The organism is Salibacterium sp. K-3, assembly GCF_054052005.1.
In genome coordinates, this window is the sequence record NZ_JBSVZE010000001.1 from 1,281,283 (window position 1) to 1,303,244 (window position 21,962).

23 protein-coding genes and 1 other annotated feature are annotated in these 21,962 nt (G+C 47.6%); of the genes, 22 read left to right on the forward strand and 1 reads right to left on the reverse strand.

Annotated features, from left to right (window positions below; translation table 11 throughout):
* Positions 1 to 215 precede the first annotated feature (215 nt).
* The 20 genes from ACW9JV_RS06330 to ACW9JV_RS06425 all read left to right on the forward strand — a co-directional run bounded on the left by ACW9JV_RS06330 (position 216) and on the right by ACW9JV_RS06425 (position 16,906).
* Positions 216 to 383 carry a hypothetical protein gene (locus tag ACW9JV_RS06330; RefSeq protein WP_457332462.1) on the forward strand — a complete coding sequence of 56 codons (168 nt, stop codon included), beginning with the start codon at positions 216 to 218 and terminating at the stop codon, positions 381 to 383.
* 463 nt (positions 384 to 846) lie between these two features.
* A complete protein-coding gene (locus ACW9JV_RS06335) occupies positions 847 to 1,206 on the forward strand; it encodes an ArsR/SmtB family transcription factor (RefSeq protein ID WP_457332464.1) in 360 nt (119 codons plus the stop codon).
* Between the two features lie 15 nt (positions 1,207 to 1,221).
* On the forward strand, positions 1,222 to 2,553 hold the full coding sequence (locus ACW9JV_RS06340; protein ID WP_457332466.1) for an arsenic transporter: 1,332 nt from the start codon (positions 1,222 to 1,224) through the stop codon (positions 2,551 to 2,553).
* A gap of 13 nt (positions 2,554 to 2,566) precedes the next feature.
* A complete protein-coding gene (gene arsC, locus ACW9JV_RS06345; protein WP_457332468.1) occupies positions 2,567 to 2,977 on the forward strand; it encodes an arsenate reductase (thioredoxin) in 411 nt (136 codons plus the stop codon).
* Positions 2,978 to 3,112: 135 nt separating this feature from the next.
* Positions 3,113 to 3,895 (forward strand): peptidoglycan DD-metalloendopeptidase family protein, encoded by a 783-nt coding sequence (locus ACW9JV_RS06350; RefSeq protein WP_457332470.1) that lies wholly within the window; start codon positions 3,113 to 3,115, stop codon positions 3,893 to 3,895.
* The gene (locus ACW9JV_RS06355) at positions 3,888 to 4,883 is read left to right on the forward strand and encodes a M50 family metallopeptidase (protein ID WP_457332472.1); all 996 of its coding nucleotides are present in this window, start codon (positions 3,888 to 3,890) and stop codon (positions 4,881 to 4,883) included. The genes ACW9JV_RS06350 and ACW9JV_RS06355 overlap by 8 nt, the downstream gene beginning before the upstream one ends.
* Entirely contained in the window at positions 4,768 to 6,264 is a 1,497-nt protein-coding gene (locus ACW9JV_RS06360) for an Rne/Rng family ribonuclease (protein ID WP_457334609.1), read from the forward strand. Before ACW9JV_RS06355 ends, ACW9JV_RS06360 begins: the two co-directional genes overlap by 116 nt.
* Positions 6,265 to 6,315: 51 nt before the next feature.
* Positions 6,316 to 6,391 (forward strand) — a sequence feature (ribosomal protein L21 leader region).
* An 11-nt stretch (positions 6,392 to 6,402) separates the two neighbouring features.
* Positions 6,403 to 6,711, forward strand: a complete 309-nt coding sequence (gene rplU, locus ACW9JV_RS06365; protein ID WP_457332474.1) for a 50S ribosomal protein L21 — start codon at positions 6,403 to 6,405, stop codon at positions 6,709 to 6,711.
* 12 nt (positions 6,712 to 6,723) lie between these two features.
* Entirely contained in the window at positions 6,724 to 7,053 is a 330-nt protein-coding gene (locus tag ACW9JV_RS06370; protein ID WP_457332476.1) for a ribosomal-processing cysteine protease Prp, read from the forward strand.
* 18 nt (positions 7,054 to 7,071) lie between these two features.
* Complete coding sequence (gene rpmA / locus ACW9JV_RS06375; RefSeq protein WP_457334611.1) at positions 7,072 to 7,374, forward strand: 50S ribosomal protein L27; 303 nt, start codon at positions 7,072 to 7,074, stop codon at positions 7,372 to 7,374.
* A 125-nt stretch (positions 7,375 to 7,499) separates the two neighbouring features.
* Positions 7,500 to 8,240, forward strand: coding sequence for an MBL fold metallo-hydrolase (locus tag ACW9JV_RS06380; RefSeq protein ID WP_457332478.1), 741 nt, complete (start codon positions 7,500 to 7,502; stop codon positions 8,238 to 8,240).
* 503 nt (positions 8,241 to 8,743) lie between these two features.
* On the forward strand, positions 8,744 to 9,802 hold the full coding sequence (locus ACW9JV_RS06385; protein ID WP_457334613.1) for a PstS family phosphate ABC transporter substrate-binding protein: 1,059 nt from the start codon (positions 8,744 to 8,746) through the stop codon (positions 9,800 to 9,802).
* 73 nt (positions 9,803 to 9,875) lie between these two features.
* Positions 9,876 to 10,817, forward strand: coding sequence for a phosphate ABC transporter permease subunit PstC (gene pstC, locus ACW9JV_RS06390; RefSeq protein ID WP_457332480.1), 942 nt, complete (start codon positions 9,876 to 9,878; stop codon positions 10,815 to 10,817).
* 38 nt (positions 10,818 to 10,855) lie between these two features.
* Entirely contained in the window at positions 10,856 to 11,725 is an 870-nt protein-coding gene (pstA, locus tag ACW9JV_RS06395; protein ID WP_457334615.1) for a phosphate ABC transporter permease PstA, read from the forward strand.
* 21 nt (positions 11,726 to 11,746) lie between these two features.
* Entirely contained in the window at positions 11,747 to 12,568 is an 822-nt protein-coding gene (pstB, locus tag ACW9JV_RS06400) for a phosphate ABC transporter ATP-binding protein PstB (protein ID WP_457332482.1), read from the forward strand.
* A gap of 17 nt (positions 12,569 to 12,585) precedes the next feature.
* On the forward strand, positions 12,586 to 13,236 hold the full coding sequence (phoU, locus tag ACW9JV_RS06405; protein ID WP_457332484.1) for a phosphate signaling complex protein PhoU: 651 nt from the start codon (positions 12,586 to 12,588) through the stop codon (positions 13,234 to 13,236).
* 226 nt (positions 13,237 to 13,462) lie between these two features.
* On the forward strand, positions 13,463 to 15,547 hold the full coding sequence (locus tag ACW9JV_RS06410; protein WP_457332486.1) for a chemotaxis protein CheW: 2,085 nt from the start codon (positions 13,463 to 13,465) through the stop codon (positions 15,545 to 15,547).
* A gap of 13 nt (positions 15,548 to 15,560) precedes the next feature.
* Positions 15,561 to 16,001 carry a chemotaxis protein CheW gene (locus ACW9JV_RS06415; RefSeq protein WP_457332488.1) on the forward strand — a complete coding sequence of 147 codons (441 nt, stop codon included), beginning with the start codon at positions 15,561 to 15,563 and terminating at the stop codon, positions 15,999 to 16,001.
* Positions 16,002 to 16,044: 43 nt separating this feature from the next.
* Complete coding sequence (locus ACW9JV_RS06420) at positions 16,045 to 16,404, forward strand: response regulator (RefSeq protein ID WP_457332490.1); 360 nt, start codon at positions 16,045 to 16,047, stop codon at positions 16,402 to 16,404.
* A gap of 16 nt (positions 16,405 to 16,420) precedes the next feature.
* Positions 16,421 to 16,906 (forward strand): chemotaxis protein CheX, encoded by a 486-nt coding sequence (locus ACW9JV_RS06425; RefSeq protein ID WP_457332492.1) that lies wholly within the window; start codon positions 16,421 to 16,423, stop codon positions 16,904 to 16,906.
* A 63-nt stretch (positions 16,907 to 16,969) separates the two neighbouring features.
* Here ACW9JV_RS06425 and ACW9JV_RS06430 read toward each other — a convergent pair whose 3' ends face one another.
* The gene (locus ACW9JV_RS06430; protein WP_457332495.1) at positions 16,970 to 18,169 is read right to left on the reverse strand and encodes a DUF418 domain-containing protein; all 1,200 of its coding nucleotides are present in this window, start codon (positions 18,167 to 18,169) and stop codon (positions 16,970 to 16,972) included.
* A gap of 224 nt (positions 18,170 to 18,393) precedes the next feature.
* On the opposite strand from ACW9JV_RS06430, the gene ACW9JV_RS06435 reads away from it, so the two are divergent.
* Together ACW9JV_RS06435 and ACW9JV_RS06440 are read left to right on the forward strand one after the other, a co-directional pair.
* On the forward strand, positions 18,394 to 19,578 hold the full coding sequence (locus tag ACW9JV_RS06435) for an FtsW/RodA/SpoVE family cell cycle protein (RefSeq protein WP_457332497.1): 1,185 nt from the start codon (positions 18,394 to 18,396) through the stop codon (positions 19,576 to 19,578).
* Between the two features lie 206 nt (positions 19,579 to 19,784).
* Positions 19,785 to 21,932: a methyl-accepting chemotaxis protein gene (locus tag ACW9JV_RS06440; RefSeq protein ID WP_457332499.1), complete on the forward strand. Its 2,148-nt coding sequence runs from the start codon at positions 19,785 to 19,787 to the stop codon at positions 21,930 to 21,932.
* Positions 21,933 to 21,962 lie beyond the last annotated feature (30 nt).

The following is a 21,962-nucleotide window of genomic DNA, read 5'->3' on the forward strand; positions in this document are numbered from 1 at the left end:
AGGTATAATCCTCCCGGCTCTGAAAATTTACTTCTTCCTCCTGCATGTGGTATATTTTTATTAGAACCGTTCTTATCAGGAACACGTCAGCTCCTCCTTGTCATAAGCTGATTGATTGTCTGCAGGCTGTGCTTTTTCTTCCCAGTAGCTCATACGACTAAAATCAGAGGAACCGGTCATAATGAAAAGAGACAGGCAAAGGAGGGAGAACGTTGATGACAGTGGAATATGACTATTTGTCCCCCGATGAAAAGAAAAAAATCGAAGACCTTGAAGAAAAAGTCCAGCATGCAGAAGATGATCAATCGTTGAAACGATATACAACAGAGATGACACTCATATATGAAAAAGCAAGAGTGCGGAAAGATACAGACCAATCGTAAGGAATCAGTTCCTTTCAAAAACAGAGACCACTCCCGATGAGGAGCGGTCTCTATTTTTATTATTCAGTTGATTGTAAGGGCGGGTCTGAATGGATCGGGACGGTAAGGCTGCAGGCAGGTCCGACCGGGATGGGCCGCTGCAGTTCGGTCAATCCAAGGCGCTTCCTTCAAAGCCCGGGCGGCAAGTACCTGCTCGGTTACAGAGAGCCAGGAAACTATGGCAGGAAACCGTTATCCCGGCACGTTGAAGATCGTCCTCCAACCTTTCTGCTTCCGTGACAGAGTGGCTTCTGGAAGCGTGACAATGACAACCGCACTGTGCACGGCGAATCCAGATCTTCTTTTAAATAAGCAAGACTGTCTTCATCAAGACTGCTGCCGGCCCGGGCAAAATATTGGCATATAATCATTTACTTATATTACAATGAAACACAGCATATAGATTTTCAAGAGGAGGTGCAAAATGAAAACCATCACAGAGGTGCCGGTGGAAAAAGCGGCCCCGATTCTAAAGCTGCTTGGTGATAAAACGAGGTTGACAATGACTGCGCTGCTGATGGAGGGGGAATGCTGCGTCTGTGAATTCACCGAAATTTTTGATATGAGCCAGCCTTCGATCAGCCAGCATCTCCGTAAATTAAGAGATGCCGGTATTGTACTTGAAACCCGGCGCGGACAGTGGGTTTTTTATTCGCTGAACACGGAAAATGAACTGTACCCGCTCGTTGAAAGCGTCATCCATCAGATTCCCTCGCAGAAAGAAAAGCTGGATGTCCTGGAGAAAAAGGGGAACCGGGTCGTCTGGTGCGATATTCAACGGTAAGGAGTTACGTGACAAATGAATGAAGTGCTTATCGCAGTATTGATTTTTTCAGCCACGCTGGTGTTTGTGATCTGGCAGCCGAAAGGATTGTCTATCGGTTGGTCCGCCGTATTTGGGGCAGTGCTTGCTTTACTTGCCGGTGTGGTCTCTTTTCAGGATGTCGGGGATGTTACTAACATCGTCTGGAACGCGACGCTGACCTTTGTCGCTATTATTATCATTTCTTTAATATTGGATGAAATAGGTTTTTTTGAATGGGCGGCGCTTCATATGGCCCGTATGGCAAATGGAAGCGGACTGAAAATGTTTATTTATGTATCTCTTCTTGGAGCGGTTGTGGCAGCCTTGTTTGCCAACGACGGTGCGGCGTTGATTTTAACACCGATTGTGCTTGCAATGGTACGGGCTCTTCGGTTTGAAGAAGCGATGGTGCTCCCGTTTGTGATGGCAAGTGGTTTCATTGCGGATACAACGAGTCTTCCGTTCATTGTCAGCAACCTCGTAAACATTGTATCTGCCGACTATTTCGGGATCGGTTTTGCTGAATATGCCTCGCGCATGATTGTGCCGAACTTATTTGCTCTCATTGCCAGTGTCGTTGTCCTCTATCTGTATTTCCGAAAAAAGATTCCGAAACACTATAACATGGAGGATCTGCGCCGCCCTGCTGATGCCATTCAGGATCTGAGAATGTTCCGCCTTTCGTGGCTGGTGCTCGCGCTGCTTCTAGCCGGTTATTTTGCCAGCGAATTTATTCCGTGGACAAATCCTGTGACAGGGGAGACCGAAGCCTTTCCGGTGTCATTTATCTCCGGAATTATCGCGATTTTCTTTCTTCTTATGGCACGGCGCAGCAATGCAGTGGAAACAGGCTCTGTTATGAAAGGTGCCCCGTGGGAAATTGTTGTATTTTCGATTGGTATGTATGTTGTTGTTTACGGTCTGCGCAATGTCGGACTGACCGATGTGCTTGCTTCGGGACTGGAGGCAGCAGCCGATCAGGGCATGTTTGCCGGGACGATGATTACCGGGTTTGCCGCAGCGTTTTTATCTTCGGTGATGAATAATATGCCGACCGTTATGATTAACGCACTCGCGATTTCAGATACAGAAACGATGGGAACACTCCGTGAGGCACTGATTTATGCGAATGTCATCGGCTCCGATCTCGGACCGAAAATCACGCCGATCGGTTCGCTCGCAACCCTGCTCTGGCTCCATGTCCTCTGGACGAAAGGAGTCAAAATCAGCTGGGGCTACTATTTTAAAGTCGGCATTGTGATTACGATTCCAACACTGGCTATGACACTTATCGGCCTGTATGTATGGCTGCTTATTATTGGATAAAGGAGAATAAACGATGGCAGAAACAATCTATTTTCTCTGCACCGGCAATTCCTGCCGGAGTCAGATAGCAGAAGGATTCGGAAAAGAATATTTACCGGACTGGAATGTACACTCCGCCGGTATTGAAGCGCATGGAGTTAATCCGAAAGCGGTGGAAGCCATGAATGAAGCCGGCATTGATATTTCCGGGCAGTCTTCGGATAAAATCGATATGGAGCTGCTGCAGAGTGCCGATATGGTTGTGACGCTGTGCGGCCATGCCAACGACGTCTGCCCGGCCGTTCCGCCTCATGTCAAACGGGAACACTGGGGTTTTGACGATCCGGCCCAAGCTGAAGGAACCGAAGAAGAAAAATGGACGATATTCAGGCGGGTGCGGGATGAAATCGAAGAGCGGATCTGCAGGTTTGCCGCAGAACAATAAAGGAATGGGGCTGTCTCCATAGGAGCAGCCTCGTTTTTATTTGGAACAAGATGATAATATCCTCCCGACTTTTTCATATAATGACGGCAGTAGGAAAAAGAGAACAAGCTGTCTGATGGAAAGAGGGGGAGAAAGATGGACAAGAACATCCAGAAGATACGAAGAGAGGCAGGGCATAAACGGAGGAAAAGGGCAGCCATCAGCGACCGGAAACCATCATACGGGTACTATCCGAACCACAGCGATGCTCCTTTTCACGAGCCTGAATTTTATGTATGGCAGGAGCAGGAGAAACAGCAGGAATCACGCAGCAGTCAGAAAGGAGGATGGGTGCTGCAGAGTTTTCTGGCGGCGGTCGTATTTCTTGTGACGGCGATGCTTTTTCAATCGGCCCATCCCGGATTTGAAGGAGCCAGGAAGTTTGTGGAAACCTCGTTTCAGGAGGAATTTCCATTTGCTCAGGCTGCAGCATGGTATGAAAAGCGCTTTGGAAGTCCGGTTGCCTTTCTCCCCGGAAGTGATCAAACGGAAACAGCTCCGCCGCAGGCAGCAGGCGGTGAGACAGAACCGGCGGCGGTTCCCGTTTCAGGAACGATCGCAGAAAGCTTTTCCGAAAATGGAAAAGCAGTGGTACTGGAAACGGGAAATAACAGGGAGATTGGAGCCGTGAGCGGGGGCGTCGTGGTGCACACCGGTCCTCATGAGGACTGGGATCTTGCTGTAGGCGTGCAGCATTATGACGGTGGAGAGTCCTGGTACGGCATGCTGGACGAGGTCGAAGTCAAATTGTATGACCATGTCGCAGGCGGTGATTTGCTCGGGAAGGCAGGCGCAGCGGATGGTTCCGGCCGATATGCACTGGCAATGAAAAAAGACGGGCAATATATCGATCCAATGGATGTGATTTCCATTGATTAAACAGCTTCGGCTCCTGCACATTCATCCGTTATTATGGGTGATGGCAGGAACAGCTGTGTTGACGGGTTTTTTCTATGACATCCTGCTGCTATTTATCATTATACTGCTTCATGAACTGGGTCATGCCGCAGCTGCGCTGCACTACGGGTGGAGAATCCGGCGTATTTCGCTGCTTCCTTTTGGCGGAATGATGGAGACGGATGAATACGGGACACGTCCGCTTCGGGAAGAGGCTGTGACTGCCGCATCCGGCCCGCTTGTTCATCTTCCGCTCGCTCTCTTTTCTTATCTTCTTCTCCCTGCTTCTTTCTGGGGACCTGACGATCATGCATTATTCATGCATTATAATATATCATTATTCTGTTTTAATCTGCTGCCGATCCATCCCCTGGACGGCGGCAGGCTGGTGTTCTGCATGTATGCTTCCCGTATACCTTTTTACCAGGCGCAGAAAAAAACCATGATCACTTCCGCTGCGGTTCTTGCCATTTGTGCTTCACTTGCTGCTTTGTATATCCCTCTCCACATACAGGCCTGGCTGATCACCCTGTTTTTTGTGATGCTGCATGTGAAAGAGTGGAAGCAGCGCCCTTACCGTTTTTACCGTTTTTTAATAAAAAAAACAACAGAATCCTTTTCCGGCAGTCCGCGTGACACAAAGCAGATTTCATGGCAGCGGAGGCCGGTGGATGCTGCCAAATGCATACACAGGCATGGAGCAGCTTCTTTTTTCATTGTCGAAAATGGACAAACTATACCTGAATCTTTTATCCTTGAAACAATTACAAAAAAAAGAATGGGTATGGAAACGTTGAAAGATATTCTGAACGGCGATGGAAAATATGAAGAGGGGCAGAACAGCTATGATCGAAATCCTGTTGAATGCAGCAACAACAGAAAGAAGAGCGGCACTGCGGGAGAACGGAAGAGTCACGGAAATCGCAGTGGAACGGCCGGACGAAACCCGGATCGCCGGAAATATTTATAAAGGCCGGGTCAAAGATGTTCTTCCGGGAATGCAGGCTGCTTTCGTCGATATCGGCCGGGAGAAAAACGGTTTTTTGTACCGGGATGAACTGGTCGGCTATAAACAGAGTAAAGAACCAGTGGAAGAAAAAGAGAAACGGAGCATCTCTGAATTTATTACCGAAGGGCAGACGGTGCTTGTACAGGTACTAAAAGAAGAATTTGGGAAGAAAGGGGCCAAGCTGACGGAAAACGTCTCTCTTTCCGGTAAATATACCGTTTATCTGCCCGAAGGCGCTTATACAGGCATTTCCAAAAAAATGACGGAGGAGAACCGGGAGACTTGGCGTGCATGGGCACAGGCCCGGCTGGACGATAGAGAAGGCGTAATTATCCGCACGATCTGTGAACCGCTGGCCGCTGAAGTGGTCGCTGAAGATCTTGCGTATTTACGGGAAGACTGGAAGGAGATTGTCTCCCTTGCTGCCCAAATTCGGACTCCCGGTTTAGTGGTCCGGGATGGAGGGATTGTGGAGCGGGTGCTCCGGGATTATTCCATGGATCAGGTGAAAAGCATCACAACCGACTATTTTCCGGTCGTGCAGCAGATCAAACGCCTCCTTCGTTTTGAAGAACAGGATACAGCAAAAGTCGTTCATTATCGAGGCAGGGAAAATCTATTTGCCGCTGAAGGTATCGAAAAAGAGATGGAAAGAGCGTTAAAACCGAACGTATGGCTGAAAAACGGGGGGTTTCTGGTTATTGAAAAAACAGAAGCGCTCACTGTCATAGATGTAAATACGGGGCGTTATACCGGAAGCAGCGATCTGAGTGAAACCATCCGCCGCACCAACCTTGAAGCAGCCGCAGAAGCCGCTGTCCAGTTAAGGCTCCGGGATATATCGGGCATCATTGTCATTGATTTTATTGACATGAAAAAGGAGGCCCATAAGGAAGAAGTCATAACGGAACTGAAACGTGGGTTGAAAAAGGACCGGACGACAACGAACGTAGCCGGTATGAGCCCCCTCGGACTGGTGGAAATGACGCGTAAGAAAGTACGTAAGGGTGTGGAGGACTCGCTTCTTGAAACCTGCAGCTGCTGCCGCGGGACCGGTCGGCACATATCCACGGAAGCGATCGCCTACGAGGCGGAGCGTTATATTCACGAGTACCGTGAAATGGAAGCGGAAGCCCTTGTTTTGGAAGTTCCGGAACGGGTTTTCCGCTGGCTTCACGAAGAAGGTTCTTTTCTGCTGGAAACGTGGTCTTCCCGCTATCCTTTTGTGGTCTATCCAGCTCCTGGTGTATCCGGAAGTGAAGTGGCTATCCGTTATACCGGATCAGAAACGGAGGCCTGGAGAAGAAAAGAAGCTCTGGAACAGCGGAAAGAGCGTGATTGACACGGCTTGGCGGGTATGGTAAGATGTTTTTTGTTAGTTGTTTGGCTTGCACCCAAACTTCAACCGCACACGCGCAGGTTTCAAGTCCGTAAACACGGCACCTGTGCTGGCGAGTCTAAGTCATGGGAGGTGCAGAAGATGTACGCTGTAATCGAAACCGGTGGGAAACAGGTCAAGGTGGAAGAAGGCCAGGAAGTATATGTGGAAAAACTGGATGCTTCCGCAGGTGATGACGTAACCTTTGACAACGTGGTTTTTGTCGGCGGCGGTGAAGTAAAAGCCGGAACGCCTTATGTAGACGGCGCAAAAGTAACCGCAAAAGTGGAAAAGCACGGACGCCAGAAGAAGATCACGGTCTTTAAGATGAAGAAACGTAAAGGGTACCGTCGTAAATTGGGTCATCGTCAGCCTTACACCAAGGTCATCATCGACAAAATCGAAGCTTAAGGTCGGACTGCCATGATAGAAATCAAGGTAGACCGGGACGACAGAAAGAATATAACCGCATTTTCGATGTCCGGACACGCCGGCAGCGGACCATACGGTTACGATCTTGTATGTGCCGGCGCCTCCGCTGTTTCATTCGGAGCGGTAAATGCTGTGGATGAGGTATGCGGGGTGGATCTGGACGTCGAACTGGCAGACGAAGGCGGATATCTTTTCTGCAGGATTCCTGGAGGCCTGAGTGAACAGGCCGCGCGGGAAGTGCAGCTGCTGCTTGAAGGTATGCTCGTCTCGCTGCATACGATCGCAGAACAATACAGCGGTCATATACACATTTCAGACTGACAGGAGGTGAGAAACATGATGCTGAATTTGGATCTTCAATTTTTCGCCCAGAAAAAAGGGGTCGGGAGTACGAAAAACGGTCGTGACTCCATCGCGAAACGTCTCGGTGCGAAGCGTGCCGACGGTCAACATGTGACCGGAGGTTCCATTCTCGTCCGCCAGCGCGGTACCAGTATTCATCCAGGGGAGAACGTTGGAATCGGCGGCGACGATACTCTTTTCTCCAAAGTGGACGGTGTCGTGAAATTCGAACGCCGCGGCAAAAAGAAAAAGCAGGTGAGCGTTTACGCGAGCGAAGCGAAAGAAGTACAGGAAGCGTAAAACAGCTGCAGGAGCGTCCCGTTCATACGGGGCGCTTTTTGTGTATCATAGGGGAATGTCTTTCCAGTGTTACGAGCGTGGGTTTATACTGAATACTAACGATAAAAAAGGAAAGGCGGGAAACTATGAACATAACGGTTATCGGGTACTGGCATGCATTTCCGGAAGCAGGGGAAGCCGCATCCGGTTATTTGATAGAAGAGGGCGGATTCCGGGTGCTTATCGACTGCGGAAGCGGAGTTGTTTCCCAGCTGCAGTATTATTGTAATCTGGCCGATATCGATGCGGTGGTGATTTCCCATTACCATAACGATCATGTAGGCGATATGGGAGCACTCCATTATTTCCGTCTGCTCCAGCCTGTCATCTCTGATGAACCTCAGCAGCCGCTGACGATATACGGCCATAAAGAAGATCCGGCCGGTTTCAAAAACTTATCCTTTCAGGGCACGATTGAGACAGAAGCGTATGTAGCGGAGAAGTCTCTTGATATCGGGCCCTTCACGTTTATGTTTTATAAAACGACACATCCGGTGCCCTGTTGCGCGATGAAAATTCAAACGGAGACATCTTCACTCTTTTATACAGCGGATACCGGATTTTCCACAGACCTGGCTCACGCCGCAGGCGGAGCGGACCTATTGATCGCTGAGTCCACGGCGTATAAAGGCGGGGACGGAGCGTCTTTCGGCCACATGACCAGCGAAGAAGCTGGACAGATGGCGGGACTTGCTAAAGTACCGCATCTGCTTCTTACCCATCTGCCGCATTACGGTGATCATGATCAGATGATAGGGGAGGCGCAGAACGGATGCCCGGATACAAAAGTCGAAAAAGCTGCTTCCGGCTGGACGATAACTTTATAATAGTGGGACAAAAGAAAAATAGGGAAAGAGGACACGAACGACTTGTGGCGCTGTTCAAGAACAGTAAATTAGCGGAGTCAAAATGCTTCGTCTCCTGCGGGAACAGCACGTGTCTCGAGCCCCCGCAGGCAGCGGTTTTCTCCCGAGGGCCCGCAGGATGCGGGTCAGGTCGGCGTTGGCACACGACGTGCCGCTCTTAGCCGATCTTCCTCTCATCGAGCCGTGCCCGCGGAAAGCGAAGGATTTTGGCGCAGCGGTATATCTTAGGAACGGAAAATGCCGAACGATTTCCTGAAATCGTTCGGCATTTTCTGTCTTATAAAGGTTTTGTCCCAGCCTCTATTTTAGCAACGCTTCTTTACATTTCTTCATGTATATTTACATAATCTTTACACCATCACCACGTCTCCTTAATCTTCTTTTTATATACTTGCAAATGTGAGTGGGAGAGACAAGCTCCTTATCCATTTAATCAAGAGAAAGAGGAGGAAGTGCTGTTGAGTATGAAAAAAGTATGGCTGCTGATCGCAATGGCTGCACTGATGGTTTTTGCAGCAGCTTGTGGTGAAGGAGAAACGGATGAATCTGAAGGTTCTCAAGATACCGGAAGCAACGGGGAAACCGAAGAGGAAACATCAGGGGAGGGAAGTTCAGAAGAATCCTCCGCAGAAGGAGAGTCTTCCGGTGAAGACGGTGAACTTTCCGGCGAAGTAGCGATTGATGGTTCTTCCACGGTATTCCCGATTATGGAAGCTGTTTCTGAAGAATATACAAGCGAGCATTCTAATGTTCAGGCTCCGGTTGGCGTTTCCGGTTCCGGAGGCGGTTTTGAGAAATTTATCGCCGGTGAAACCGACTTGAGTAACGCTTCCCGTGAAATCACGGATGAGGAAGCATCGGCTCTTGAAGAGAACGGCATCAGTTATTTTGAAATGACTCTGGCTTATGATGGTATTTCCGTTGTTGTGAATCAGGAGAATGATTTCATTGATCATCTTACCGTAGAAGAATTGAAGCAGATCTGGGTGGACGGCGGCGCTGAAACATGGAGTGACATCCGCAGCGAATGGCCGGATCAGCAGATTCAACGCTTCAGCCCAGGCACAGATTCCGGTACGTATGATTACTTCCATGAAACAATCCTTGAGGGCGAAGACATTAACCGTAACGCTCAGCTCTCCGAAGATGACAATGTCCTTGTACAGGGCGTTCAGGGAAGCCCGAACGGTATCGCTTACTTCGGTTACGCTTACTATGCGGAAAACCAGGACAGCCTGAAAGTCGTTCCGATTGACAATGGCGACGGTCCGGTTGAACCAAGCGAAGAGACAATCAATGACGGTTCCTACGCGCCACTTTCCCGTCCGTTGTTCACTTACGTGAAAGAATCTTCCCTTCAGGAGCCGCAGGTACTTGACTATGTACAGTTCTTAAATGAAAATGCCGGCGATCTCGCTCTTGAAGTAGGTTATGTCAACGCTTCTGAAGAAGTGTATCAGGAAAATGCCACAAAGATTGAAGAAGCAGCAGGTTCCGGATCCGGATCTGGTTCAGGAGAATAGCTCAGGCCAAAAGGTAAGATGCCTGCATCTTACCTTTTGTCTTCGTTTTTGGAGTTAGACAGAAAGGGGATGTATGATGTCAGATAATGAAAGACCATCTATCCGTAAAATGATAGAAGATAAAGCTTCAAAAAAAGGGGCGACCAATCTAGCAGAAACGGCAATGCCAAAGTTGTTTCTTGTATGTGCCATTATTTCTATCTTGACGACGTTTGGAATCGTTCTTACTTTGATGTTCGAAACCATAACGTTCTTTTCCGAAGTGTCGATTGTTGAATTTGTAACCAGTTCCCAGTGGTATCCGATGTTTTCGGATCCGGATTATGGTATCAGACCACTCCTGCTGGGTACGTTTACCATAGCTGCTATTGCCATGGTTGTAGCGATACCGGTTGGATTAGCGGTAGCCATTTATTTGAGTGAGTATGCGAGTGATAAGATAAGAAGAACCATCAAACCAATTCTTGAAGTATTGGCTGGTATTCCAACCATCGTGTACGGTTTTTTTGCCTTAACCTTTGTGACGCCGGTGCTGCAAAGCGTTATTCCGGGACTGGCTATATACAATGCCTTAAGCCCGGGACTTGTCATGGGAATCATGATTATACCGATGGTCGCATCCCTGTCTGAAGACGCCATGAGTGCGGTTCCACAATCGATGAGAGAAGGAGCGTTTGCCCTTGGAGCGACCCGGCTGGAAGTGTCGCTTAAAGTAGTGTTTCCCGCCGCGTTATCAGGAATTATAGCTTCTTTTGTTCTTTCTATATCCAGAGCCATCGGTGAGACAATGATTGTAACCGTCGCCGGGGGCGGGAGTCCCGCGCAGGGTCTAGATATTACGTCCTCCATGCAGACCATGACCGCTTATATCGTTCAGATGAGCCTTGGGGACGCCGGGTTCGGCACGACCGTATATTATAGTATTTACGCCGTCGGAATGACGCTGTTTATATTCACACTGGCCATGAACCTTCTTGCCCAGTTTATTTCGAAGCGATTCAGGGAGGAATACTGATGAAGGAAGTTAGTCAGGAAACTACACCACGGGCACAAATGAAACATTTATCCGCACCATCCAACCTTCCAAAAAGAGAATGGAAAAACCGGGTATTCAGAACGATATTTGCAACGGCCGTTGCTTTCAGTCTTCTGATGCTGCTTATTCTTATTATTCGGATCATCACTCAAGGAATTGGCTCGATTGACTGGCAGCTGTTTACTAATTTTGCTTCCAGACATCCGGAAGAAGCAGGTTTAAAGGCACCGCTTATCGGAACCATATGGATGATGGCATTGACCGGTCCGATTTCTTTTGTACTTGGAGTCGGCACAGCGATATATCTGGAAGAATACGCGAAGCCGAACCGCTTCACAACGCTTATCCAAACAAATATCTCGAACCTCGCCGGCGTACCGTCTGTCGTTTTCGGTCTGCTTGGCCTTACGCTGTTCGTTCGTGAATTGTCGATGGGACGCAGTCTTATAGCGGGGGCGCTGACGATGTCGCTCCTTATACTGCCGATCATCGTTGTATCTTCACAGGAGGCTCTCCGCGCCGTTCCGGCCGAATTAAAACAGGCTTCCTATGCGATGGGAGCTACAACCTGGCAGACGATATTCAAAGTTGTACTGCCGGCTTCGGTACCGGGCATTTTAACAGGAACCATTCTTGCGCTTTCACGGGCGATTGGAGAGACGGCTCCCCTCATCATGATCGGGGCTCTGACCTACATTGCCTTTCTGCCTGAGAGCATTATGTCGCAGTTTACCGTCATGCCTATTCAAATCTTTAACTGGACAAACCGACCACAGGAAGAATTCCACATGGTGGCTGCAGCTGGAATTATTGTTCTTTTGGTTATGCTGCTTATGATGAATTCCATTGCCGTATGGATACGAAACAAATTCCAACGTCGATTCTAAATTTTAAAAGAGGTGTTTACGATGCTCGCAAGTCAGGACAAAAACACAGAATATGAAGAGAACACCACAGCCGAAACAAAAAAATCCGGAGATTCGGTATATAAAGTCGAACAGCTTAATCTGTGGTATGGCGAAGATCAGGCTCTCAAAAATATTGAACTGGACGTTCCGGAGAAGGAGGTCACGGCGATTATCGGACCTTCAGGGTGCGGGAAATCCACGTTTATTAAAACACTGAACCGGTTAACGGAAATGATTCCTTCCGTAAAAACGTCAGGAGGCATTTATTACCGGAATCAGGATATTTTTGATAAGAAATATAAAGTGGAACTGCTGCGTACGAAAGTAGGAATGGTTTTTCAAAATCCGAACCCGTTTCCGAAATCTATTTACGAAAATATTGTATATGGGCCGAAAATCCACGGTATAAAAGACAAAAAAATACTTGATGACATCGTGGAAAGCAGCTTAAAAGGGGCGGCTCTCTGGGATGAAGTGAAAGACGACTTGAAAAAGAACGCGTTTGGTCTTTCCGGGGGACAGCAGCAGCGTCTCTGCATTGCAAGGTGTCTGGCCGTGGAACCGGATGTACTTTTAATGGATGAGCCTACCTCAGCTCTTGACCCGATTTCAACATTGAAAATTGAAGAACTCGTGCAGGAATTGAAGAAAAACTACAGTATTATTATTGTAACGCACAATATGCAGCAGGCCGGAAGAATTTCAGACAATACTGCCTTTTTCCTGAATGGAGAAGTAGTAGAATACGATCGGACCGATAAAATCTTTTCAGCACCGGAGGATAAGCGCACAGAAGATTATATCTCCGGCCGGTTTGGGTAAGAATAGGAGGCTGTTTAATGGGTGTCAGGGGAACGTATGAACAGGAACTCTCCCAGCTGAAGGATGATTTATTCTCGATGGGGGAGGATGTGATTTCCGCTTTTAAACAGGCATTACAACTGCTTGAGACCCGTGATGAAGAGAAAATGAACGTTCTTATTGAACAGGATAAATTAATTAACGAAAAAGAACTTCGCATTCATGATGATGCAACGATGATGATAGCCCGTCAGCAGCCGGTGGCAACAGATCTCCGAACGACGATCGTAGCGTTAAAAATATCCAGTGATCTGGAGAGAATTGCCGATCTGGCGGTGGATATTGTAAAAGCTGCGAAACGAATGGAACGAGACAGTAACGATAACGAGATTCAGGAAATTATGGAGATGGCGGAAGTCGCCGAAGAAATGCTGTACGAGTCGCTGACTGCCTATCAGTACAGAGATTTAATGCGTGCCCAGCGTATTGCCACGCTGGACGATACGGTAGATCAGAAATATAAACATTACATTCAAAGGCTGTTCACGTTAAGTGACGAAACAAACGCCGGGCAGACGACCCAGCTTGCGTTTATCGGACGATATGTAGAACGTATTGCAGATTACGCGACTAATCTTGCAGAATGGATCGTATATGAATCAAGCGGTAAACATTTTGATTTAAATTGAAACCTGCCGGTACAGTATTCATGCTGTGCCGGTTTTTTGTTTGCAGGTATTTTAATATCTAGTATCATGAGTATATAAAACTAGGATAAAAGTCTTTGAAGAAAAAATAGAATAACTGCTATGAAATTTTTCTTATATTAACCGATATAAGAGGAGTAACCGGCAAAAAAAGAAAGAGGAACCTGCCTTAACCATAGATAACTTGCAGAACCAGGGGGTTTGGATATTGAGTCAATCTGAGTATTTAGAAGTGTTTATTGATGAAAGTCAGGAACATCTGCAGACGTTAAATGACAATCTGATGCAGCTGGAAAAAGAACCGGAGGATATTTCAATCGTCGGGGAAATATTTCGGTCAGCCCATACCTTAAAGGGAATGGGGGCAACGATGGGCTTTGAGGATCTGGCGCATTTGACCCATAATCTTGAGAACGTCCTTGATCTGATCCGGCAGGAACAGCTGGAAGTCACCTCGCATGTCATGGATGTAGTATTTGAATCCGTCGATGACCTGGAAGGAATGATCGTTGATATCTCCAACGGAGGAGACGGTTCACGGGACGTAAAAGAAGCGGTAAAGAAACTCGAAGCCCTGCAGAACGGGGATAATGCAGAGACCGCAGCAGCGCCGGAAACTGCCGCTGCTGCAGAAGCACCTCCTGCACCGGCGGAAACTCAGAATGGTACCGTCGGAGAAACCTATGATGAATACGAGCGCACGGTATTAAAGCAATCGTTTGAGCAGGGGTATTACCCGTATAAGCTGGAAATTACGCTTGATGAGAAGACGATGCTTAAAGCAGCGCGTGTATATATGGTATTTGAGGTGCTGGAACAGGTCGGTGACATCATTAAATCTACGCCTCCTGCGGATGATCTGGAAGATGAAAACTTTGAATTTTCCTTTGTTATCACGGTTATATCCAGCGTAGAGCAGGAAGAATTAAAGCAGCGTGTGCTGAAAGTGTCAGAAATTAATGACGTTACAGTGGAAATCGTCAATACCGAAGAAAGTAATCCGAAAGAACAAAGCAGTCAAACCCTGGAAGATACCAAGTCTGCAGAACATACTCCGGCAGAACAGAAAAAGACGGGGGATCCTGCCAAGGCAGATAAAAAAGAAAAGCAGGATAACGCTCCGAAAAAAGGAAACGAACTGAACAAGACGATACGGGTCAATATCGACCGGCTTGATGTATTGATGAATCTCTTTGAGGAGCTGGTGATTGACCGCGGCCGCTTGGAACAGATCTCAAGTGAGCTTAACAACAGCGAACTTAGTGAAACAGTAGAACGTATGTCCCGGATATCCGGAGATCTTCAGGAAATTATTCTGAATATGAGAATGATGCCGGTGGATCAGGTGTTCAACCGCTTTCCAAGAATGGTGAGGAGTCTCTCCAAAGAGCTCGGTAAAAAAGTGAATCTGGAAATATCAGGGGCCGAGACGGAACTGGACCGTACCATTATTGACGAAATCGGTGATCCGCTCGTTCATTTGATCCGAAATTCCATTGACCACGGGATCGAAGACCCGGACGTCCGTGAAGCAGCCGGTAAACCTGCGCAGGGAACCGTTCAGCTCCGTGCATATCACAGCGGCAATAACGTCTTTATTGAAATTGAAGATGACGGCGGAGGTATCGATCAGGATAAAATAATTAAAAAATCGCTTGAAAATGGTGTTGTCACCGAAGAGGATCTGGAAAAAATGAGTGATCAGCAGATCTTCGGGTTGATGTTTGCTTCCGGGTTTAGTACAGCTGAAGCAATCACGGACATTTCCGGAAGAGGAGTCGGCCTCGATGTCGTGCGGAGCACCTTTGAAACGCTGGGTGGCAGCGTCACTGTTGACTCTGAATTTGGAAAGGGCTCCCTCTTTTCCGTTCAGCTTCCACTAACCCTTTCCATCATCGATGTCATGCTTGTGGAAGTAGGAAAAGAAAAGTACGGGGTGCCGTTGACTGCCATTGTAGAAACGGCGATTGTGAACAAGAACGAAGTCTACAGTGCTCATAACCAGAAAGTTATTGATTTCCGGGGTAATGTTATTCCTCTTGTCTTCCTGAATGACATCTTTCAGGTGCCGGATACGAACTCCGACGAAGAAAATGAGTATTATTCTCTTGTCATCGTCAGCAAAGGGGAAAAAATTGCGGGACTGGTAGTTGATTCACTGATTGGACAGCATGATGTCGTATTGAAATCCCTCGGGAACTACCTGAGCAATGTATTCGCGATTTCCGGCGCCACTATTCTTGGAGACGGCCAGGTGGCTCTGATCCTCGATTCGAATGCGCTGATTAAATAAGGAGGTGGCAGAAATGGCCGTAGAAACAGCAGAAGGTTATATAAAGGTTATCGTTTTTCAGCTGAAAGAAGAAGAATATGCAATAGAAGTAGACGATGTCCAATCTATTGAAAAGATGCAGACCGTCACCCGTATCCCGGGCGTGGAACCATATATCGTCGGTGTCATGAACCTGCGCGGTATCATAACGCCGGTCATTGATCTGAGAAAACGGTTCGGGATTGAAAGCAGTTCCTATGATGAAGCAACACGGATTCTCGTGTTAAAAAGAGATAACAGTGAAATCGGCTTTATTGTGGACGGAGCCAATGATGTAATGGATATTGCTCTTACCGATATTGAACCCACTCCGGAAGTGGTAGGCGGAGTGGCCGAAGAGTATCTGCGCGGCGTTGTGAAGTTCGAGGATCGCTTATTCACGCTGCTTCATATCGATAAAATTCTAAATAAATAAGAAAAAACGTAATCATAAGCAAATAATAATTTGAGGTGAAAACATGGCGTCTGTGCTTATTGTAGATGATGCATCGTTTATGCGTATGATGATTAAAGATATTTTAACGAAAAATGAATTTGAAATAGCGGGTGAAGCGGCAAATGGCCAGGAGGCGGTGGATCTGTATAAGGACACCCATCCGGATCTGGTAACAATGGATATTACGATGCCGGAAAAAGACGGTATTGCTGCGCTGAAAGAAATTCAGGAGGAATACCCGGATGCCAAAATAATTATGTGTTCGGCTATGGGGCAGCAGTCCATGGTGATTGATGCGATCCAGGCAGGAGCTAAGGATTTTATTGTAAAACCATTTCAGGCAGACCGTGTCATGGACGCCGTTCAGAAAGTAATGGGATGAAGAGAGGAGCTTTATTATGAGTGCAGCACCGCATATGGACGCGCAGCATATTAACGCTATTACGAATGCTGCTGTGATCATCGTGGAAGAACATCTGGGAATGGAAACAGCGTACGCTCAGCCCTATGTGTCCGGCACGCAGTTTATATCCTCTGATATTTCGGTTGTGATGGGTGTGAACGGAACCCTGGAAGGCCAGATTATCTGTACGATGAAGGAACAGACCGCTTTACACATTGTAGGCAGTATGATGGGAGGTATGGAAGTTCAGGCACTGGATGAAATGAGCTGGAGTGCCATCCAGGAATTCGGGAACTGGGTGGCAGGCAGGGCGGCTTCCGAACTTGCCAAAGCAGAAGCATCTATTGATATCTCCCCGCCTGTCATAAATGAAGGTCAGTCAAAATTCCGAATGGAAAAAACATTTCTCACCATTCCGCTGACGAGTAATGCAGGAGAAGTTCTTCTCCATGTATCGATCACCCCGAGCCAGAAAGAATAACTTAATATAAAGGATGCTCCATCGCTGAGGGGCATCCTTTATTAATGCGTTGATTCTGTCATGTCAGCGCACGGGACGGTATATCCAGATGCGCCATAGTTTTTCAAGCGGCCCCTGTTTGTAGTTACTCATCCAGAACGTACTGAGGACGAGCTGTCCGGAAAAGATAACGAGGGCGCAGATGAAACCGGAGGCGGCGTCCATGGTTCCAAACAGCTGCAGACCGAAACCGTAAAAGATAAACACGCAGATAAGGGACTGGAGCAGATAGTTCGTCAGTGCCATCTGTCCTGCTGCTGCCAGCGGACGAAAAAAAACTTGCAGCACATGCCGCGGTACAACAGAAACAAAAAACGAAGCATAAAAGAGCATCATTAAGGGTCCGGCTATAATGTTCAGTCCCTGAGCCAACCCGTCTGCCAACCAGAGAGGAAGCGGTAGAAGTTGATGGAGAAGCGCAGCGTATAAAAGAGAAAGCAGACCGCCGCCTGCGAACGAAGTAAACATTATTTTTTTCCACCATTTCTGACATTCACCAGCGTACTGAATCCATCCTTTTTTTCCAATATATAATCCGAGAAGGAACAAACCGAGAATCTGCGGTACGGTTATAATAAGATTGGAAAGAAGGAACGGCACTTCCTCGGCCAGGCGGAACTGAAGAATCTCCGCATAAGAACCGCCGGAATAAATGGCTTCTGCTTCCGCGGCTCGGTTCAGCGCCTGCTGCCGGTATCCTTCTTCTGCGGTCGTGTAAAAATTCCCGGTCGTAACGACAAATGCTATAAATACCGATGTTAACAAAAGCAGTGTTACTGCCCAAGTCAGTACAACGCGGGCGCTGCGGTGGATGAATGGAAGAAGGAGCAGGCCGGCAGCGGCATACGTATGTAAAATGTCACCCGACCAGATGAAAATAAGATGGGTCATTCCAGCGCAGAGGAGAAAAAAAAGGCGGCGCCTGTAAAGCTTTCCGGCGTCCAGCCCCCTATTATTCAACCTTTCATAAAAGAGGAAGAAGCCCAGCCCAAACAAAAACGAAAACAAAGGATAAAACTTACCGGTAACAAACAGATCTATAAAAAACATCATCCACTGATTAATAAATTCCGAGGAAAAAGAGGCGGACGCTCCCGGGAGACTTTCAAGCTGGAAAAAGGCAGTTTTGAATGCGGCCATGTTTGCAATCAGGATCCCGAAAAGAGCGAATCCACGTAATACATCGAGTACCTGGATACGCTCCTGCTGCTCTGCTGCGTTCATGTAAAAAACCTCCTTGAAAGCCTCTGCAGCCATCCCGCTGCACAACCGTCCTTGACCAGGATACGTCCCTGTAAGGCAATGCTTTATTCCTGCTAAGTTTAACATGCTTTATGTCCGGAATAAAATACCATAGTGAGGTTTTCCTCTATACGTTCCACCTGGAATCATGTATGATTTTCATGGGGAATAATCAACGATACATAAGGAGTGCTGGTGATGCACCGGTGAGTTTACATAATCCAATTAATGAAAAGCAGTATGATATCAACATGTTTTTTGTTCTGTTCCTGTTCGGTGTCGTCAGCTGTTTCTATATTTATTACGCCCAGCAGATGGGTCAGTATGAAGGGGCTTTTCATACACGGCAGATGCTTTTTTATGTACTGGGGTTTGGTGTCGCGTTTACCGTGCTCCATTTTGATTTTGAGTATTACATGAATATTCACTGGTTTTTATACGGTTTCGGACTGTTCCTGCTCCTGCTGCTTGATGTCATCGGCCCCCATGAAACGTTCGCCCCTTATCAGAACGGAGCGGTGAGCTGGTTTTATGTACCCGGTATTGGATCGGTTCAGCCGTCGGAAATCATGAGGATCTTTCTTGTCATTACGTTAAGTGCTCTGATTTACCGGCATAATTCCAGGCACCGGGACGATCGGTCGATGCAGTCCGACCTATGGCTGTTGTTTAAAATAGGGGTTGTCATTGCACCGATCGTCTTTCTTATTTACCGGCAGCCGGACATGGGCAGCATTATGCTGGTCGGCGCCATCGTTACGGCGCTGTTGATTGTTTCCGGGATGTCCTACAAAATTCTCGTCGTGTTAATCGGCGGGCCGATAGCCGCCGGCCTTGCTTTTGTGTTTGCCTTCTACCAGTTTCCGGAATGGGTGCAGCGTTATCTATTGTCCAATCTTCCGGGTTATCAGGTCGAGCGGATTAACGGCTGGTTGAATCCGTTTGAGCATGTGGATGCAGGTTATCAGGTGCTGCAGGCGATGACGGCGATCGGTTCCGGACAGCTGTACGGAAGCAGCGGGACATCGGTTTATATCCCGGAAGCACACACAGATTTTATTTTCGCGGTAATCAGTTCGATGCACGGTTTTATCGGCGGAGCGTTTGTGATCACGCTTTATTTTATCCTGCTTTACCAGATATTAATGACAGGACTGCGCTGTCACAATGCATTCGGCAAATACCTTTGCGCCGGACTTATCGGTATGTTTTCGTTCCAGATCTTCCAGAATATCGGAATGGGTCTCGGCCTTCTCCCGGTAACAGGCTTTACCCTGCCGCTGCTCAGCTATGGTGGAAGTTCGCTTGTCGCGACGATGTTTGCGCTCGGCATCATCATGAGTGTGCGCTACCATTCCAAAACATACTTTTTCGAGCAGAAAAAAGAATAGGAACGTGGAACCAGACAAAGAGAGATTTCCAAGCAGGGAATCTCTCTTTTTTTCTATTTCTTATTAAATATTCAGACAATAGGACGATATAAGAACTGCAAGTTATATGAGGCAAAGGTTTGATACATAACACTTCAGAGGGTCGCACCTGTGATTCATTCAATACTTCAGCCTTAGAAAAGTTGTGGAAATCGGAGGAGGAGAAGATGAGAAAACTTAACACGAAGCTGATTCTGCTGACAGGAGGCCTGGTGACTGTATCGCTGCTGGCGGCTGCCGTCATCATTTACTACCAGATGACGGATGTGGTCGAGGAAAATGCGTCCGGTACCGGAACGAATACGGTATCAAGTGAAAAACAGTACCTCGATCAATATTTTGAAACGTTTGAGAACCACCTGAATATGATTAGTGCCGACACAAGGGTTATTTCTTTTTTAAGGGATAAAAATGAGAATGGGCCGGATTACGCCGTTGGTTACAGCGATGTAGAAGATGTAATGAATCGCTTTATGTACAGCTACGACAATATTGAACTGACGTTTACGGGAGCTGCCAACGGAGGAAGCAACACCACTCCGTATGTAAATGTGGAGGACATGGATGCCACGACCCGGCCGTGGTATAAGGTAGCTGAAGAAAATCCGCAGGAAACGTCCTGGACGGAACCGTATCAGAGTAAGGACGGGGGAGAATTTGTCATCAGCGCCGGAAAGGCGGTGGTGGACCCTGTCACGAACGATGTTATCGGGGTGGTTGGAATTGATTTATCGCTCGCTCATTTAAATGAAATGATGGCAGAGATGGATGTGCCGTATGATGGCTTTATGACATTAATGGATAACAACGGTTCGATGATTGTTCATCCGGAGTTGAATGGACAGGTGCTGGAGGAAAGTAATTCCCTTGCCTCCGTGCTGGAAACGGAAGGGAACGGCCGGATGACGTTCCAGTATCAAAATGCGGAGCACAGCCTGTTTTACGAGCGTCTGGAAACCAATAACTGGGTCATCGGGACAGCCTTTTCCGAGGAAGCAATGGCCGCGGACTCCAACGGTATTAGAAACACCATTATCTTTGTTGCCGCTGCTGCCATTATTCTTACGATTGTGGTGACCGTTATCGTTGCCAGGAGAATCACAAAACCAATCAGGCACATGCAGGAAAAAGTGAACGACATGGCCGAAGGGGATCTTACCGTTCAGTTTCCAAAAAGTTCACATGAAGAAATTAACTACCTCAGCCGTGACCTGAATAAAATGGCGGAAAATCTCCGTACCCTTGTCGAACAGGTGAAAGAATCGGCGTCCCAGGTTGCATCTTCATCTGAACAATTCAGTGCAGTAGCGGAGCAAACGAGTGCTTCGGGAGAAGAAGTAGCCAATGCCGTTTATGACATATCGCAGGGTGCGGTCTCCCAGGCCGAAGAAGCAGAAAATACGAAACAGGAGATGCAGATATTGACGACTGCTTTCATGTTTCTGGAAGAGCAGGTCAGGGAAATAGAAAGCCGTGCTAAGACATCGGAAGAATTGAATGAAAACGGAGTTGCCGAAGTAGCAACGCTTACAGAAAAAGCGGGCGAATCCCAGACGATGATGGAAGAAGTCGAACACGTATTCACACGTCTTACCGAGAGGCTGGAAGAGATTCAGAAAGCCATGGGCTCGATCGGAGAGATATCCGATCAGACCAATCTTCTTGCGCTGAACGCTAGCATTGAAGCAGCCAGGGCGGGAGAACACGGGAAAGGATTTGCCGTGGTTGCTGAAGAAGTGAGAAAACTGGCAGATGCATCCAGTTCATCGGCCGATGAAGTGAAAACGATTCTGAAAGGCTTGACAGATGAGGCGGGTAAAGTACATGAAACAGTGGAACGTTCCCGTCACGTATCTTCAGAACAGCAGGATGCAGTACAGTCTGTGAAGACCTCCTTTGAAAAAATCAAGGAAACCGGGGAATCGATTTCAGCGGTGGTACAGCGCCTTCTGGAAGAAATTCCGATGATGGATGAACGCAGGCAGGCAGTGGAAGATGCCATTGCCAAAATCGCGGAAGTATCCCAGTCCAATGCAGCTTCGGCAGAAGAGGTCAATGCGTCCACGGACGAACAGAAAGGAGCGATGCGTTCTGTTGCCAGCTCCGCAGAATCGCTGAACGAAGAAAGTGATGCCCTATCTTCTCTGATCCGGGAATTTACGGTCAAAGAAGCAGAGAAAAGCATGATCCATCATGAAGAGATGGGGGACATCTCCACAGAAGAGGTGGATGAAGAAGAGGAAACCGGGAACTTTGATGAAGAAGACAGCATAGAAACGAGGGACACAGAAAGCACAGACGAAGACAAAAAATAGATGGAAAAAGGCGTGCCGGAACGGGGCGCC